The 15,525-nt window shown below is 71.0% G+C and carries 15 protein-coding genes; 6 read left to right on the top strand and 9 right to left on the bottom strand.

Going from position 1 to position 15,525, the window contains the following annotated elements:
• Positions 1–229: 229 nt before the first annotated feature.
• The 6 genes from ACVCAG_RS13075 to ACVCAG_RS13050 form a co-directional block, all read right to left on the bottom strand.
• Positions 230–1,147 carry a type II secretion system F family protein gene (locus ACVCAG_RS13075; RefSeq protein ID WP_440083835.1) on the bottom strand — a complete coding sequence of 306 codons (918 nt, stop codon included), beginning with the start codon at positions 1,145–1,147 and terminating at the stop codon, positions 230–232.
• 49 nt (positions 1,148–1,196) lie between these two features.
• Entirely contained in the window at positions 1,197–1,958 is a 762-nt protein-coding gene (locus tag ACVCAG_RS13070) for a type II secretion system F family protein (RefSeq protein WP_447189881.1), read from the bottom strand.
• A complete protein-coding gene (locus tag ACVCAG_RS13065) occupies positions 1,907–3,274 on the bottom strand; it encodes a TadA family conjugal transfer-associated ATPase (RefSeq protein ID WP_447189880.1) in 1,368 nt (455 codons plus the stop codon). Before ACVCAG_RS13065 ends, ACVCAG_RS13070 begins: the two co-directional genes overlap by 52 nt.
• The gene (ssd, locus tag ACVCAG_RS13060) at positions 3,271–4,317 is read right to left on the bottom strand and encodes a septum site-determining protein Ssd (protein ID WP_440083832.1); all 1,047 of its coding nucleotides are present in this window, start codon (positions 4,315–4,317) and stop codon (positions 3,271–3,273) included. The genes ACVCAG_RS13065 and ssd overlap by 4 nt, the downstream gene beginning before the upstream one ends.
• Positions 4,318–4,748: 431 nt before the next feature.
• Positions 4,749–5,069, bottom strand: a complete 321-nt coding sequence (locus tag ACVCAG_RS13055) for a hypothetical protein (protein ID WP_440083831.1) — start codon at positions 5,067–5,069, stop codon at positions 4,749–4,751.
• Positions 5,070–5,467: 398 nt separating this feature from the next.
• On the bottom strand, positions 5,468–6,256 hold the full coding sequence (locus tag ACVCAG_RS13050; protein WP_440083830.1) for an oxidoreductase: 789 nt from the start codon (positions 6,254–6,256) through the stop codon (positions 5,468–5,470).
• A gap of 433 nt (positions 6,257–6,689) precedes the next feature.
• Here ACVCAG_RS13050 and acs point away from each other — a divergent pair, with 433 nt between their 5' ends.
• The 4 genes from acs to ACVCAG_RS13030 all read left to right on the top strand — a co-directional run bounded on the left by acs (position 6,690) and on the right by ACVCAG_RS13030 (position 11,401).
• Positions 6,690–8,675: an acetate--CoA ligase gene (acs, locus tag ACVCAG_RS13045; protein ID WP_440083829.1), complete on the top strand. Its 1,986-nt coding sequence runs from the start codon at positions 6,690–6,692 to the stop codon at positions 8,673–8,675.
• Between the two features lie 901 nt (positions 8,676–9,576).
• The gene (locus tag ACVCAG_RS13040) at positions 9,577–10,044 is read left to right on the top strand and encodes a phage holin family protein (protein ID WP_440083828.1); all 468 of its coding nucleotides are present in this window, start codon (positions 9,577–9,579) and stop codon (positions 10,042–10,044) included.
• Positions 10,041–10,964 carry an alpha/beta fold hydrolase gene (locus ACVCAG_RS13035; RefSeq protein WP_440083827.1) on the top strand — a complete coding sequence of 308 codons (924 nt, stop codon included), beginning with the start codon at positions 10,041–10,043 and terminating at the stop codon, positions 10,962–10,964. The genes ACVCAG_RS13040 and ACVCAG_RS13035 overlap by 4 nt, the downstream gene beginning before the upstream one ends.
• Complete coding sequence (locus ACVCAG_RS13030) at positions 10,961–11,401, top strand: DUF309 domain-containing protein (protein WP_440067825.1); 441 nt, start codon at positions 10,961–10,963, stop codon at positions 11,399–11,401. Before ACVCAG_RS13035 ends, ACVCAG_RS13030 begins: the two co-directional genes overlap by 4 nt.
• Before the next feature lie 34 nt (positions 11,402–11,435).
• On the opposite strand, the gene ACVCAG_RS13025 is transcribed toward ACVCAG_RS13030, so the two are convergent.
• A complete protein-coding gene (locus ACVCAG_RS13025; protein ID WP_440083826.1) occupies positions 11,436–12,638 on the bottom strand; it encodes a MarP family serine protease in 1,203 nt (400 codons plus the stop codon).
• Between the two features lie 72 nt (positions 12,639–12,710).
• Between ACVCAG_RS13025 and ACVCAG_RS13020 the strand changes: the two genes are divergently transcribed.
• Positions 12,711–13,262 carry a HEAT repeat domain-containing protein gene (locus ACVCAG_RS13020; protein ID WP_440083825.1) on the top strand — a complete coding sequence of 184 codons (552 nt, stop codon included), beginning with the start codon at positions 12,711–12,713 and terminating at the stop codon, positions 13,260–13,262.
• On the opposite strand, the gene ACVCAG_RS13015 is transcribed toward ACVCAG_RS13020, so the two are convergent.
• Positions 13,212–13,856: an NUDIX domain-containing protein gene (locus tag ACVCAG_RS13015; RefSeq protein WP_440083824.1), complete on the bottom strand. Its 645-nt coding sequence runs from the start codon at positions 13,854–13,856 to the stop codon at positions 13,212–13,214. The genes ACVCAG_RS13020 and ACVCAG_RS13015 overlap by 51 nt on opposite strands.
• Positions 13,857–13,973: 117 nt before the next feature.
• On the bottom strand, positions 13,974–14,693 hold the full coding sequence (gene nth, locus ACVCAG_RS13010; RefSeq protein ID WP_447189879.1) for an endonuclease III: 720 nt from the start codon (positions 14,691–14,693) through the stop codon (positions 13,974–13,976).
• 87 nt (positions 14,694–14,780) lie between these two features.
• Here nth and ACVCAG_RS13005 point away from each other — a divergent pair, with 87 nt between their 5' ends.
• Positions 14,781–15,461: a Crp/Fnr family transcriptional regulator gene (locus ACVCAG_RS13005; protein ID WP_329088899.1), complete on the top strand. Its 681-nt coding sequence runs from the start codon at positions 14,781–14,783 to the stop codon at positions 15,459–15,461.
• The last annotated feature ends 64 nt before the right edge of the window (positions 15,462–15,525 follow it).

Below are 15,525 nucleotides of genomic sequence, written 5' to 3'. Positions count from 1 at the left end.
TCTCCATACGCCTGCGGCCTCGTTGACTCGAACTGCATTCTGTGGAAGAACCTCGGGTTGTCCACAGGCCAGCAGCAGAGAATGTCGCCAAAAAAGCACGAAACGGACCTCTTCGAACGAGGAGAGCCGTTTCAGGGGCCAGATGGGGAAATTTCAAGAGCTCTGTCCACAGGGATCATCGTTTTCCTGTGGATAACCCTGGCCTGTCGGGGAAAACTCTGTGGATAACTCAGGGAAGCAGCACCTCACCGGCGAGACCGGCCACGACGGGGATGATTCCCAAAAAGACGAAGGCGGGGAGAAAACACAATCCCAGGGGGGCGACGACCTGGACCCCCACCCGCTGGGCGGCTGCCGACGACGCGGCGCGAGCGGCGCGGCGGGAGTCGTCGGACAGCCTGATGAGGACATCGGCCACCGGTGCGCCGCTCAGCGCGGCCCGGCTCATGGCCCGAGCCAGAGGGGCGAGCGAGCGTTCGGAGTCCAGGGCCTGCCAGGCGCTCTCCGGCGCCGCTCCCAGTCTCAGCCGGCCACTCACCCGGGCCAGCCGCTCGCCCAGCGGCCCGCCGATCGCCTCCACCGTCACGTCGATGGCTCCGGTGATCGGCTGGCCGGCGCGCAGGCAGGCGACCATGAGATCGGCCGCCAGTGGCAGATCCGCCGTCACCCTCCGGCGTTCCCCGCGCAGCTCGGGGGGCTCCCGCCTTCGCAGGACCACCAGCGCGATCCCGAAACCGGCGACGCCCGCGACCGCCCCCGCCAGACCTCCCACGGCCAGGAACGCCGCCAGCCCGGGAGCGACGGCGGCCGCGACCTCACCCCGCCCCGGCCGCCGTCGCCCCACCGGCCCACAGGCCGGTCCCCCGAACACATCGTGGCCCCTCCTCCCGGCTGTGCCGCGAGCCGTGCTCGCGGAGGCATCGCGAAACATGCGCGCCGGCGCGTCGCGGACCACGCGCGCGGAGGGATCGCGGACCACCCCCGCGGACAGGGAGAACGCGGACGCCTCGGCCTCCCGCGACATCTCCGGGAACCTGACCGGAGGGGGTGAGCGCCGCACACGGCGGAGCCGGTCGGCGGGTTCTCTGCGGCTGCTCCACAGCCGAGCGGCGATTCCGGCGAACACCACGGCGAGCAAAACGATCATTGTCTCTCATCCTCTCCGACCCGGCCGCCTCTCTGACCTGGTCGCGCGGTCATCCGCCCTGCCGGGCACGAGTGACCAGACGGTGGGTCCACCACAACCCGCAGGCGTCGAGCGCGAGGCCGACGACCAGGCAACCGGCACCCGCCGGGCTGCCGAACAGGAAGTGCAGCGGGCGCATGCCGAGACCTGCCGCCATCAGCAGACCGAGAACGGGTAGACCCGCGAGCAGCCGGGCCGTGGCCCGGGGACCGGCGAGCTGGGCGGCGACGTCGTGACGATGGGTCTCGGCCTCTCGCAGGGAATCGGCGACACGATCGACGAGAACGGACAGACCCGCCCCGGCGGTCACGCTCACCTTCCAGCAGGCGGCCAGCCCTCGGAACGCCTCACCTCCGTGCTCGGGCGCCACCGCCAGCAGAGCGGCCGGGACGTCGCCCCCGTCTCTCGCGGCCGCGACCAGCGGGCGCAGGGCGACGGGATCGGGAAACCCCGCCGCCCCCACGGCCCGCGCCAGCGCCTCACCCGCCGTCCGCCCCGCCGCGAGCTCCGCGGCGAGGCCCTGGCACAGCTCGATCGACGCGGCTCGCCAGGCATCCACGCGCTTGGAGGGCCGCGACCGGGCGGTGAATCTCTCGCGGAGAGAACCCGAGGCGACGGCGACCATGCTTCGACGTCTCATCCGGCGCAGGCGGGTGGTGCCGGGATCCGCTCCCGCCCACAACCACGCAGCCAGCGCGGCGAGGACCAGGGCGGTCGCCGTCATGACGCCGACCGTGACACCGGCCACGGCGCCGACCGTGACACCGGCCACGGCGCCGACCGTGCCACCGGCCGTGACACCGGCTGTGCCACCGGCCACGACACCGGCTCGTCGGAGCTCGGCCGGCCGGGGGCATCCGGTCGAGACTCCCGGTGGTGATCGGGCGCGGACATCGTCGGCCCCGGATCCGCGATGCCGGGTGCTCGGGCCGCGAGAGCGGGCAGGCCGGGACCGGGGATCACCTGGCCGTCCGGCGTGAAGGTGAGGGCCGCTTCGGCCTCGACCAGCCCCGAGGGGCGGCGGACCATCATGCAGATCTCGGCGACCCGACGGCGGCCGTCGGCATGGTCACGGACCAGGTGGACGACGACGTCCAGGGCGGCGGCGATCTGGCTGTGGACCGCCTCCCTGCTGAGACCCGCCGCGCATCCCAGCGCTTCCAGGCGGGGTGGCACATCGGTCGCGGTGTTGGCGTGCAAGGTGCCGCAACCTCCCTCGTGCCCGGTGTTCAAAGCGCTGAGGAGGTCCACGACTTCGGCCCCCCTGACCTCTCCGACGACAAGCCGGTCGGGGCGCATCCGCAAGGCCTGGCGGACGAGGTCGCGCAGGCCGACACCACCGGCGCCCTCAAGGTTGGCCGGGCGCGACTCCAGGCGGACGACGTGGGGATGAAGCGGTCTCAGCTCCGCGGAGTCCTCGACCAGCAGCAGCCTCTCCCCGGGGTGGGCGAGGGAGAGCAGGGCGGAGAGCATGGTCGTCTTGCCCGTACCCGTGCCGCCCGTGACCAGGAAGGCGAGCCTCGACTCGATCACCGCGGTCAGAACGGTGACGCTGTCGGCCCTGATCGCGCCCGCTTCGACCAGGTCGGGAAGGGTGAAGGTGCGTCTGGGCGGGAGCCGCAGGGAAAGGCAGGTGCCGTTGGGCGCCACGGGCGGAAGGACGGCGTGGAGCCGGACGCCTCCGGCGAGGCGGGCGTCGACGTACGGGCACGCGTCGTCGAGGCGCCGGCCCGCCGCGGAGGCGAGACGCTGCGCGAGCCGCCGGAGAGCGTCTTCGCCCGGGAAGACGATCGAGGTCAGGCGCAGCCCGCCGCCGTCGTCGACCCACACCTCGCGCGGGCCGTTCACCAGCACGTCGGTGACCTCGGCCTCGGCCAGCAACGGCTCCAGCGGACCCGCCCCGATGAGGTCGGCGCACAGGACCCGGGCCACCGCCAGGATCTCCGCGTCGCCGAGCATCGCCCGCTCGGCCCGCAGGGCGACCGTGACGTGCGCGGCGCTGGGCTCGACGCCTGTCCTGGCCAGCCGTACGCGGACCGCCTCCACCAACTCCGGCGAGACCGTCACGGCGCTCTCGGCCCGCCTCACGCGTCCGGTCCGAACAGCTCGTGCAGGAACGCGGCGCAGAACCGGCCGAGAGAGGTGCGGCGGCCGAGTGGGGGAACGTCGCCCCGATCGAGCGCAGCGGCGAGACGTGGCTGGTCGGGGAGGCTGCCGCCGTACGGGATGCCGAGCGAGGTCGCCACCACGTCACCGTTCAGGACCCCGCCGCGCACGACGGCCCGCACCTCGCCCGTGTGCCCGCACAGCCCGGCGAGCACCTGGGCCGCGGCGAGCACGCCGCGCACGTCGGCGGTGACGACCAGGAGGGTCGTGGCGGCTCGTCCGAGCGCCTCCACCGCGGCCTGGTCGAGGTGGCGCGGCAGGTCGACGACCACCAGGTCGAAGCCCCTGCGGCCCGCCTCGAGGACCGAGCGCATCGCCTCGGCCGGGATCGGGTCGACCTTGCCCCGGTCGAAGGAGAGCAACGTCAGCCCGCCGTAGGTCGGCAGGGCCGCCTGGAGCGCGGTGTAACTGACCCTGCCCTCACGGGCGACCAGGTCGGACCAGCGCGCTCCGTCGGACTCCTCCTGCCCGAGCAGGAGGTCCAGGCCTCCGCCGAGCGGGTCGGCGTCGACGAGGAGGGTGCGGACGCGCTGCCGGGACGCGGCCAGTGCCAGCGAACCCGCCAGGACGCTGGCTCCCGCTCCTCCCCGCCCGCCCGCGACACACACCACGGATCCGGGTCTCGCGGGCGGCTCGACGGCGTCGGCGAACTCGTCGGCCAGCCGCCGCTCCGCGGCGGGCAACTCCAACACGCCCTGGGCTCCGACCGCGACGCACCTGCGCCATGTGTCGGGATCCTCGGAGGCATGGGTGGCCAGGAAGACGCGGGGGCGAGGCGGCGGACCGGTCGCGGCCAGGGCGTCGGCCACGTCGCCACCGACGACGACCAGCGGGGCGCGGTTCCAGTAGGGCCGGGCGTGCGCGGGCACGTGGGCGACATCGAGCTCGGCTCCGGCCGCGGCGGCGACACGGAGCAGGTCGTCGAGCAGGTCGTGGTCTTCGGTGATGACCAGCGGGCGGTCCACGGATACCTCCCTGAGGTGCGGGAGCCCCACTCTCCGTGACGACCGCCCCTCCTCGGGATACCGAACGCCGCACTGTGGACAACCGGCCGCCAACGGTCCGTCCTGTGGAAAACCCGCGGCCGGTACGTCCACGCGCACACCCGTACGCCCCGGAGCGCCCGCACATAAGTCTGTACGAGCCAGAACGTCCATACAGGAGCCCGTACATAGGGGTCCGCCGGTGCGGGAAGGGGAGAGTCCGTACCCGGAAGGCGAAGGGACGTGCCGAGGAGGCCGCCGTGCCGGGAACGAGACCGGGGGGCGTGCCTCCCGGGCAGAGAACGGCCGGAGAAACCGGGCAGAGGGCGGCGGAAAAAGGGGCGACCCCCGCCGGGGGGGAGAGCGGGGGTCGCCAACCGGTCCGGCTCTGGGGGGGTAGAGCCGGTCCCGTTTCAGAAGAAAGCTTTCAACAGCTGCCAGAGCATGGCGAGGGGAGTGCGATGCAACCCATGCGCAGTTACTCCGGTTTGGGGAGATACCACCTCATGCTGCCCGATCAACTCAAGTTTCGTCGAGGAGTAATCCCCGATTTCCACTACTTTTTTTAATGTAACGGTCCAGTCTCTGGATACGGCCCTGCCAAGATGCGCTCTGCGCGCGGGCGGGCGACGGTCACACTCGGTGATCATCATCAGGGTGTCCGGCCACCCGCCGAGCGCCATGCCGTCCAGGTCTCCCGGAGGATAAAACGGCATAACAGATGGTTCGTCCATTAATGTCCCCCGATCCGTAAAGGTCTTGCTCCTAGGGGTTCCCATCAGCGCGGATCGGACGTACAAAGGTTTCACGGACCACTTGTCCGGGCACGGCCGCCGAGTACCCACGCGCCGCCAGCCGCGGGAGGCGCGCTCGAGCGGGCTTGTCCCGCTCCAGCGATTATCAGGTGCACGCTTGGTAACCCGGTAGGAACGTGTCGGCGACGGCGCCCCACACCAGGGGCGCCGTCGGTTCGTGAGGACGACCACTCGGGATGTCCGTAATCAGTGACGTTCGGTGATTAAGCACGCGGTCGGCCGTCACCCAGAGGCACGAGCAGCGTCAGCCGCGCCCAGGGGCACGAGCGAAATCAGCCGTCGCGCAGAGACGCGGGCAAGCGGTGACCCGCCCGAGGTCAGCCTCGCTGCATGGCCTCGCAGATAGCCGTGGCCTCGCGCACGCCCAGCGCGACCGCCGACGCGCAGTGCCGCACCCACGCGGCGACGCCCTCGGGGGTACCGCTCAGGTACGACCGCAACCCCTCCCCGTAGGCCGGGCCGAGTTCGAGGTGGCCCACCTCGACGGCCACCAGCGACTTCGGGTCCAGGCCGAACTCCACCAGCGTCAGCCGCTCCGCCGCGCGCGCGACCACCCCGTCCGCCGTCCCGAACGGGCGCAGCACGGCCAGTTCCGCGTGTACGACGGCGGCGAGAACCAGCGCGGGGGCCTTCGAGGAGGCCGTCACCAGCTGGACCAGCCCGTCCACCCGCGCCACCGCCTCCTGCGGCCCGGGGGCGGCGCCCAGGCCGAGCGGGTCGGGGGCCGCGGCGGTGGCCCTCGGGCGGCCGAGGTCTCCCGCGCCGCCTTCTCCGGTGAGTCCCGAGGCGGCGAGCGTGTGCAGCCTGGCCAGCACCTGGCGGGGCGCCGTGCGCCAGGTGGCGCCGAGCCGCCCCAGTTCGGCCGAGACCCGCAGCGCGCCCTGCACCACGGGATCGGTGACCTCGGGGATGACGTCGAGGGGCACGTCCACACCCTCCAGGGCGGCTGACGCGCGGGCACCGCGCAGCGCGGATCTGGCCGACACCTCCGGGCTCTTGCGCCGCAGCACGCGGTGCCCGTAGAGCCGGTCGACGGCCTTGCGCGCGTCGGTGACCGCCTCGGACACTCCGGGCATTCCCGCGATGACAGCCAATGGGTCGTTCACGCTGCCCGACCCTATCGGGACCGCTCGGCGAGGCCCCGACCAGACCGGCGGAGGCGCTCGGGGAGGCCCTCTCCCGGGAGGCGGGAAAGCCGGGAGACCGGGAAGCCGGGAGAAGGACCGGCCGCGGGAATCCGGCTCCCGGAGGTCCTCCCGGAAGGTCACCCCGGGCGACAGCGGTCGAACCGTTCACCGAGCACATGACACCGCCCGGCGCACCGCGCCGCCGCTGCGCGTTGAATAACGCCGTCTACATTCCTACGGTGTCGAAAACGCAACGTTTCGAGGGTGATTATCCCCAAAATCAAGGCGTTTTGAATGCATATGATCCCCCATCACCGATTGGTACAGACCTGTCTAGACCTCTTGTGGCGGGCACGGGTGGCCTGGTGAAGTGGGACACGACCAGTCGATAGCAGTACGTGAGGAGTGCGTAGTGGCCCCGGAGACCCCTGGTTCCGAGTCGCGTGAGACCCAGGAGACGCTGTCGAACCTGCTGCACGAGACCCGGCGGTTCGCACCTCCTGCCGAGCTGGCCGCGGCCGCGAACGTGACCGCCGACGCCTACGTGGAGGCCGAGCGGGACCGCCTCGCCTTCTGGGAACGGCAGGCCGACCGCCTGGCCTGGTCGAAGCGCTGGGACACCACCCTTGAGTGGAACCCGCCCTTCGCCAAGTGGTTCGTCGGCGGCGAGCTCAACATCGCCTACAACTGCGTCGACCGCCACGTGGAGGCGGGCCGCGGTGACAAGGTCGCCTACCACTGGGAGGGCGAGCCGGAGGGCGACACCCGTACGCTCACCTACTCCGACCTGCTGCGCGAGGTCTCCAAGGCCGCCAACGCGCTCCAGGAGCTGGGGGTCGGCAAGGGCGACCGGGTCGCGATCTACATGCCGATGATCCCCGAGCTGCCGATCACGATGCTGGCCTGCGCCCGCATCGGAGCGATCCACTCGGTGGTGTTCGGCGGGTTCTCCTCCGCCGCGCTCAGCGGCCGGATCAAGGACGCCGACGCCAAGCTCGTGGTCACCGCCGACGGCGGCTACCGCCGCGGCGCGCCCAGCGCGCTCAAGCCCACCGTGGACGAGGCCGTCGCGGAGTGCCCCGGCATCGAGCACGTCCTCGTCGTGAGGCGGACCGGCCAGGACGTCGAGCAGACCGACAAGGACGTCTGGTGGCACGACGTCGTGGACCGGCAGCCCGACGTCCACGAGGCGCTGCCGAACGACGCCGAGGACCCGCTCTACATCCTCTACACCAGCGGGACGACCGGTAGGCCCAAGGGCATCCTGCACACCACCGGCGGCTACCTCACCCAGGCCGCGTACACCCACGACGCGGTGTTCGACCTCAAGCCCGACACCGACGTCTACTGGTGCACCGCCGACATCGGCTGGGTGACCGGCCACTCCTACATCGTGTACGGCCCGCTGGCCAACGGCGCGACCAGCGTCATCTACGAGGGCACCCCGGACACCCCGCACCGCGGCCGGTTCTGGGAGATCGTGCAGAAGTACGGGGTCACGCTGCTCTACACGGCCCCGACGGCCATCCGTACGTTCATGAAGTGGGGTGACGACATCCCCGCCAAGTACGACATGTCCTCGCTGCGGATCCTGGGCAGCGTCGGTGAGCCGATCAACCCCGAGGCGTACGTCTGGTACCGCGAGCACATCGGCGGCAACCGTACCCCGGTCGTCGACACCTGGTGGCAGACCGAGACCGGCGCCGTCATGATCAGCCCGCTGCCCGGCGTCACCGAGGGCAAGCCCGGCGCGGCCATGCGCCCGCTGCCGGGCATCACCGCCGACGTGGTCGACGACCAGGGCCGGAGCGTGGGCAACGGCGGTGGCGGCTACCTCGCGATCCGCGACCCGTGGCCCTCCATGCTCCGCACGATCTGGGGCGACGACCAGCGCTACATCGACACCTACTGGTCCCGCTTCGAGGGCATGTACTTCGCGGGCGACGGTGCCAAGAAGGACCAGGACGGTGACATCTGGCTGCTCGGCCGGGTGGACGACGTCATGCTCGTCTCCGGGCACAACATCTCCACCACCGAGGTCGAGTCGGCGCTGGTCTCCCACCCGAAGGTCGCCGAGGCGGCCGTGGTCGGCGCGACCGACCCGGTGACCGGGCAGGCCATCGTGTCGTTCGTGATCCTGCGCGGCAACGCCGAGGAGGGCGCGGACATCGCGGCCGAGCTGCGCGCCCACGTGTCCAAGGCGCTGGGCCCGATCGCGAAGCCGCGCCAGATCCTGGTGGTCCCCGAGCTGCCCAAGACCCGCTCCGGCAAGATCATGCGGCGTCTCCTGCGTGACGTGGCGGAGAACCGCAGCGTCGGCGACGTCACCACCCTGGCCGACAGCACGGTGATGAACCTCATCTCGGAGAAACTGCCCAGCGCCAAGAGCGAGGACTGAGCGAGCCGGGACATCCGGGTGAGCCGGAGACGTCGGAGATGTCGGAGATGTCGGAGATGTCGGAGACGCAGGAGACACGGCCCGCCCGGAGAGGCCGAACCTCTTGATCACTCCGAGTCCCCGCGAAAAGCCCTCCGCGCACGTCCTTCCGTGAGCTCCCCGCCGGCCCGCGAACTCCGTGGGCTCGGGTGGGCTCGCGGAAGGGGCCTTCGGACGGTTCCTCCGAAGGCGGGACCGTCCGAAGGCGGGACCGCTTAAGGCTTTCCGGCGACCTCTCCGTCGACGTCTCCGAGAAAGTCCTCGAAGACACCTCCGGTCGCGTCTCCGATGACGAGAACTCGCCGCTCGGGAGGCTTTTCTCACCGATCCGGTCCCACAGGTCCGGTCTCACGGGTCACGGCCTCACGGGTCCGGTCCCACCGGTCCGGTCTCACGGGCCTGCGACGTTCACCGGGCCGCCGCCGGGGTAGCTCTCGGCCCGTTGACATCTTCTCCGGGGCCGAAGGTCGCGGAGAACGGGGAGTTCCCGCCCGCACGGGCCGGGGTCGTCCCGGCGCCCGCCGTCCCCGCCAAGAGCCCAACGGTCCCGACCAAGGAGCAAACGGTCCCGTACAGACTTCACATCCCACGCATCCCACCCGCCCGGCGGTGGGTCTGTGGTGCAGGTTCTCACCACCGGACAGCCGAGACCTCACCAAACCGGTGCAGTCCCCCGCCTCCCTTCCTCTCCGGGACTAAAGTCTGAAGTCTTGACGACGCAGATATTTGATGACAGGTACGCGATGACCGCCGGCGTGCTCGCGACGCCGGTTCCGGCGACGATTCCGCTGCGGGTGTGCGTGCGCGACCGCCTCAACGCGCAGCATGATGTTCGACAAAGGCCCTCGATAGGAGATCGTCCATGACACATATCCCGCCCGCGGAACCACAGGAGGAGTCACTGGGCGCGCTGGTCGCCGCCGCCAGCGACCACATATCCACCCTGGTCCGTGCCGAGATCGAACTGGCCAAGGCCGAGTTCAGGTTCGACGCCAAACGGGTCGGCACGGCGGCGGGGCTCTTCGGCGCCGCGGCGTTCATGGCCCACCTGTGCCTGATCCTCGCCTCGTTCACGATCGCCTACGCCCTGATCGGCGTGGGCATGTGGCCCTGGGCCGCCTTCCTGGTCGTCACCTTGTTCTACCTGCTCACAGCCGGGCTGCTGGTCCTCATCGGCATGCGGCGGCTCAAGGGTCTGACCGGGATGAAGCGGACACTGCGCTCGCTCAAGACCATCAGGAGCGGCGAGCCCGAGCCCGCTCCCGGCACGGCTCCGGTCCCCACCGTTCAGGCGGACGGCCGTCGCGACCCGGCGAGACCCGGCCAGTGAGCAGGCCCGACGAGTCCCTGGTCAGGATCGAGGGGCCGTGGACCCACCGCTCCGTCCACGCCGGAGGTACCCGCTTCCACGTCGTGGAGGCCGGTACGGGCCCCCTCGTGCTGCTGCTCCACGGATTCCCGCAGTTCTGGTGGAGCTGGCGCAACCAGCTCGTCTCGCTCCCGGCGGCGGGCTACCGCACCGTCGCCGTCGACCTGCGGGGCTACGGAGCCAGTGACAAGCCCCCGCGCGGCTACGACCTGCACACCCTGGCCGCCGACGCGGCCGGGCTGATCCGGGCGCTGGGCGAGACCGGTGCGATCGTCGTCGGCCACGACTGGGGCGGGCTGCTCGCCTGGACCATGGCCGTGACGGATCCCAAGGCGGTCCTGCGGCTGGTCCCGGTCTCGGCTCCGCACCCCCGCCGTCTCCGTGCCACGCTGTTCACCGAGCCCTTCGGCCAGTTCAGGGCGGCCCGCTACGCGCTGGGCTTCCAGCTGCCGCTGCTTCCCGAGCGGCGCCTGACCGCCAACTCCGGTGCCAGGGTGGGGCGGCTGCTCGACCAGTGGTCGGGCCCCGGCTGGCCCGAGGACGACGTGGCGAGGACCTACCGCGACGCGTTCCGCATTCGCAACGTGTCGCACTGCGCGCTGGAGTACCACCGCTGGTTCGGCCGCTCCCAGCTCCGGCCGGACGGATGGCGCTACGCGAGGACCATGCGCACCCAGATCAACGCGCCGACCCTGCAGGTGCACGGCGCGCTCGACAGGCACATCCTGCCGCGCACCGCCCAGGGCTCCGGCCGCTACGTCGCCGCCCCCTACCGGTGGCGGCTGCTGGAGGGCGCCGGGCACTTCCCGCACGAGGAGCGCCCCGACGAGTTCGACGCCGAGCTCGTCGCCTGGTTGGCCGACCCGGAGCCCGACCGGTGAACGGGCGGGACCGGGATCCTGACGGGAGGCCGCGCAACCAGCGTCCCCGCGACGCGTTCGGGCGCCCGCTGCCGCGCGGCGCCGAGGGCGTGGAACGCATCCCGGACGACTACGCGCCGAGCACCGAGGAGGCCCTCTCCGAGGCGCGCCGCCTGCTCGGCGAGAGGCGGCCGTTCCATGCCCACGAGGTGCTGGAGGGCCGCTGGAAGACCTCTCCCGAGGAGGAACGCGAGCTGTGGCAGGGACTGGCGCAGATCTGTGTCGGTCTCACCCACCTGCAACGGGGCAACCGCCGCGGGGCCGCGACGCTGTTCGCGCGGGGCGCCGACCGGATCAGCCGCTACGGCATGCCGTACGAGCGGATCGCCAGGACCGCCCACGAGCTCGACACCCTGGAGGCCGAGGCGGCCATCGCCAGGATCGAGGAACTCCTCTGAGCTTCACCCCCGCCGTCCGGACGCGGGCGAGGCGCTAGTTCTGGTCGCACTCCTGGGTGTCGACCCGGTTGAAGAGCCTGGAGCCGTCCTCGGCGTCCGGCGCGACCTCGGCGGCGGTGAGCACGTAGCCGGTCTCCTGCTGGTTGAGGGCCGCGGCGAAGACGACGCCGTAGACCTTGCCGTCGGGGGTGAGCAGCGGGCCGCCGGAGTTGCCCTGGCGGACCAGGCCGCGGATGGCGTACACGTCGCGGACGACGCTCTTGCGCTCGTAGATGTTGAACCCCTTGGCCTTCTGCTGCACCCGGATGCGGGCCACGTTCATGGTGTAGCCGTGGCCGTGCGGGAATCCGGCGACGATCGCGTCGTCGCCCTTCTTCGCGCTGCCGTCGAAGCGCAGTACGGGCATATTGAGCCCGGGGACGTGGAGGATGGCGATGTCACGGTCGGGGTTGTAGAGCACGACCTTGGCCGGGTGGGTCTTGTCGAGGTAGTCGGTGACCTGCAGCCCCTGGTTGACCCCGGCGACCACGTGCGCGTTCGTCATGATCTTGTTCTGGGCGTAGACGAAGCCGGTGCCCTCGATGTGCTTGCGGCAGCTCGTGGCCACGCCCTGGACCTTGACGATGCCCCGGCGCGCGCGATCGAGCTGCCGGTTGCCCTTCGCCGCCACGCTCTGGTCGGGCGGCGAGACGTCGACGAGCTGGCCGCCTCCGATGGCGTCGAACACCTTGGGGAAACCGGAGGTGTCGATGAAGTTCTTGAAGGGGACCTGCAGCTCCTTGGCAGCGCTGGGCAGCGTCTGGTCGACCGTGGTCAGCAGCAGGGACCTGTTGACCTGCTCGCTGATCAGGGTGAACTGCGACGACGCCAGCAGCGAGCCGATCAGCCACGCGATGATCAGCACGGAGAAGGCGCTCGCGAAGGTGCCGCCGACCGCGTCGACGACCTTGGCGGGCTCCCATGTGACATGGCTGCGGACCACCGCGCCGATCGTGGACGACGCGAACTGCCCGACCGTGGCGGAGAGGAAGACGATGACGATCGCCAGCAGGGCACGCTCGGTCTCGCCGTCGACCACGGCCCCGGCGATGGGCGGGGCGATGAACATGCCCAGCAGCCCGCCACCGACAAAACCGACAAAGCTCAGGGCACCGATGATGAACCCCTGGCGGTATCCCGACACCGCGAAGGCCACCATCAGGGCGATCAGGATGAGATCGAGGAGATCACCGCTCACTCCCTTACGGTATCCAGCCGCCGCCCCGCGCGTGCACACCTTCTGCGAGGTCTCTGCGGTTATCGTGGCCGGATGGCGATGATCGGAGGGGCGGCGGCCGTGGAGTCTCTCATCGAGACCGCACTGCGAGAACGCGACCAGGAGGGTGCGGCCCGCTGGCGCGCGATCACCCAGCTGCAGGAACGCGGCGATCTGGAGACCTTCACCGCGGCACGGAGGCTGTGCTCGGGCAGGACCACCGCCGAGCGGATGCTCGGGGTCGACATCCTGGGGCGGCTCGGCTTCGTCGACCGGACGCTGCCGGTGCTCCGCGCCCTGTCCGTCCAGGAGGACGACTGCCTGGTGCTCTACTCGGTGCTGATCGCCTTCGGTCACCTCAGGGACCGCCGCGCGCTGCCGTCGGTGATCGCCCTCGCCGAGCACGACGATCCCCGAATCAGGTACGGGGCCGCCTACGCGCTGCCGAACATCATGGGCAGCCCGCCCGACCCGACGGGCCTGGCCGCGCTGCGGCGGCTCACCCTCGACCCCGACGAGGACGTGGCCGACTGGGCCCGCCTCGGCCTCGCCCTGTCAACGGGACGCGAGGTTGAGGACGTCGGGCGGGATGTCCTCGACTCGTGACCGGTCCCAGGGAAGCTCGAAACCCGAACCGCCGAGCACCCCGTCGAGCACTCCCGCGGTGAACCCCCACACCAGCAGCCCGCGCACCCGGAACGCCGGTCCGATGTGACCACTCGGGTGGCGCAGCCTGATCCGGTTGGCCGGGTCGACGAGCTCGCGGACCGGGACCCGCTCCACCGACTCCACCTCGTCGGGCGAGGCCGCGTGCACCACGCAGGGCGTGTGCCACCAGCCCAGCACCGGGGTCACCCGGTTGTCGCTGTGGCTCAGGTACAGCTCGGGCATGGTCCCGAGCACCCGGACGCCCGCCGGGTCGAGACCGGTCTCCTCGCTCGCCTCGCGCAGCGCGGCGGCGATCGGGCCGTCGTCCTCGGGATCCACCCCGCCGCCGGGGAACGCGGGCTGTCCCGCGTGCGTGCGCCCGCGCGAGCTCCGCTGGATGAGCAGCACGTCAGGCCCGAGCGGCCCCTCGCCGAAGAGCAGGAGCACCGCGGCCGCCCGCCCCCCGGACGCCGGAGGGCGGAACATCGGGGTCACCGGCGTTCCCGTGACCCGCTCCGCCAGCGTTTCCAACCACCCAGGGACCTCTTCCACGGGCACACCTCCGGTTCTCTGCAACGCGGTGTCCCGCCCCGCGCTTCCCGGTGTCCGCGGATCCGCGGGACGCGGGAACACCGGCCGGACGGTCACCCGGCGACGATGAAGGAGAAATCACGAGAAGGGGCCGGGGCGCACCAGCTTGGCGGCCCGGACCGGATCGACGGGGCCGATGCCGTAGGAGGGGCAGAGCGCGGCGAGCGGGCAGACGCCGCAGGCCGGTGTGCGGGCGTGGCAGACGCGGCGGCCGTGCCAGATCAGACGGTGGGACATCATCGTCCAGTCGCGCTTCGGGATGAGCTCGGCGACGACCTGCTCGATCTTCACCGGATCGGTCTCCGAGGTCCAGCGGAAGCGGTGGGTGAGCCGCTGGAAGTGGGTGTCGACGGTGATGCCGGGCACCCCGAAGGCGTTCCCGAGCACGACGTTGGCCGTTTTGCGGCCGACTCCGGGCAGGGCGACCAGGTCCTTCAGCTTCCCGGGCACCTCGCCGCCATGGCGCTCGCACAGGGCCTGGGCCATGCCGATGATGCTGTTGGTCTTGGCGCGGAAGAAACCGGTGGGCCGGATGATCCCCTCCATCTCGGCCCGGTCGGCACCGGCGTAGTCTTCCGCTGTGGGATATTTGGCAAAAAGGGTAGGAGTAACCGTATTAACCCTTTTGTCCGTACATTGGGCGGACAGGATCGTCGCGACCAGCAGTTCGAGAGGATCGCGGAAGTCGAGCTCGCAGTGGGCGTCAGGATAGGTTTCCGCCAGAATCCGGTCCATTCGACGAGCTCGACGAACCAGGGCAAGCTGGGATTCACCACCAGGGCTGACGTTGCGGAGCACTCCGTCAGCCTACGCCCAAGGCCCCCCGGAGAGCGGCACGATGGGATGGGTCACAATGACTGCGTGAGCCGTGAAACAGGAGGCACTGTGAACTCCGACGACGTGCTGGGCAAGGCCCCTCTGTTCGCCGCGCTCGACCGTGAGAGCGCCGCCGCGCTGCGCACGAGCATCTCCGAGGTGGAACTGTCCAAGGGACAGACCCTCTTCAGCGAGAACGAGACCGGAGACCGCCTCTACGTGGTGCTCGAAGGCAAGATCAAACTCTCCCGGACCTCGCCAGACGGCCGGGAGAACCTGCTCAGCGTGCTCGGTCCGAGCGAGATGTTCGGCGAACTGTCCCTGTTCGATCCCCGTCCCCGTACGGCGTCGGCCACCGCGCTGACCGACGTCCTCCTGGCCGGGCTCGGACACGACGACCTGCGGCCCTGGCTGACCGGCCGGCCCGAGGTCGCCCTCCACCTGCTGCGGGCCCTGGCCCAGCGCCTCCGCCGTACGAACGACGTGCTGGCCGACCTCGTCTTCACCGACGTACCGGGCCGGGTGGCCAAGGCCCTGCTCGACCTGGCCGAGCGCTTCGGCCAGCGGATCGACGACGGCGTAAGGGTCCACCACGACCTCACCCAGGAGGAGCTGGCCCAGTTGGTCGGCGCCTCGCGGGAGACCGTGAACAAGGCGCTGGCCGACTTCGCCCAGCGAGGCTGGCTGCGCATCGAGGCCAAGGCCGTGGTCATCATGGACCTGGAGCGGCTGCACAACCGCTCGCGCTGAGCCGCCTTCCCGAGGACCCCGAAGACCTCGGGGAACCCCGGGAAAGCCCGGGAGGCCCCGGCAG

This window comes from Streptosporangium sp. G12 (assembly GCF_052983175.1).
Note: the sequence above shows the minus strand (reverse complement) of the source record. Positions and strands in the feature narration are given on the sequence as shown.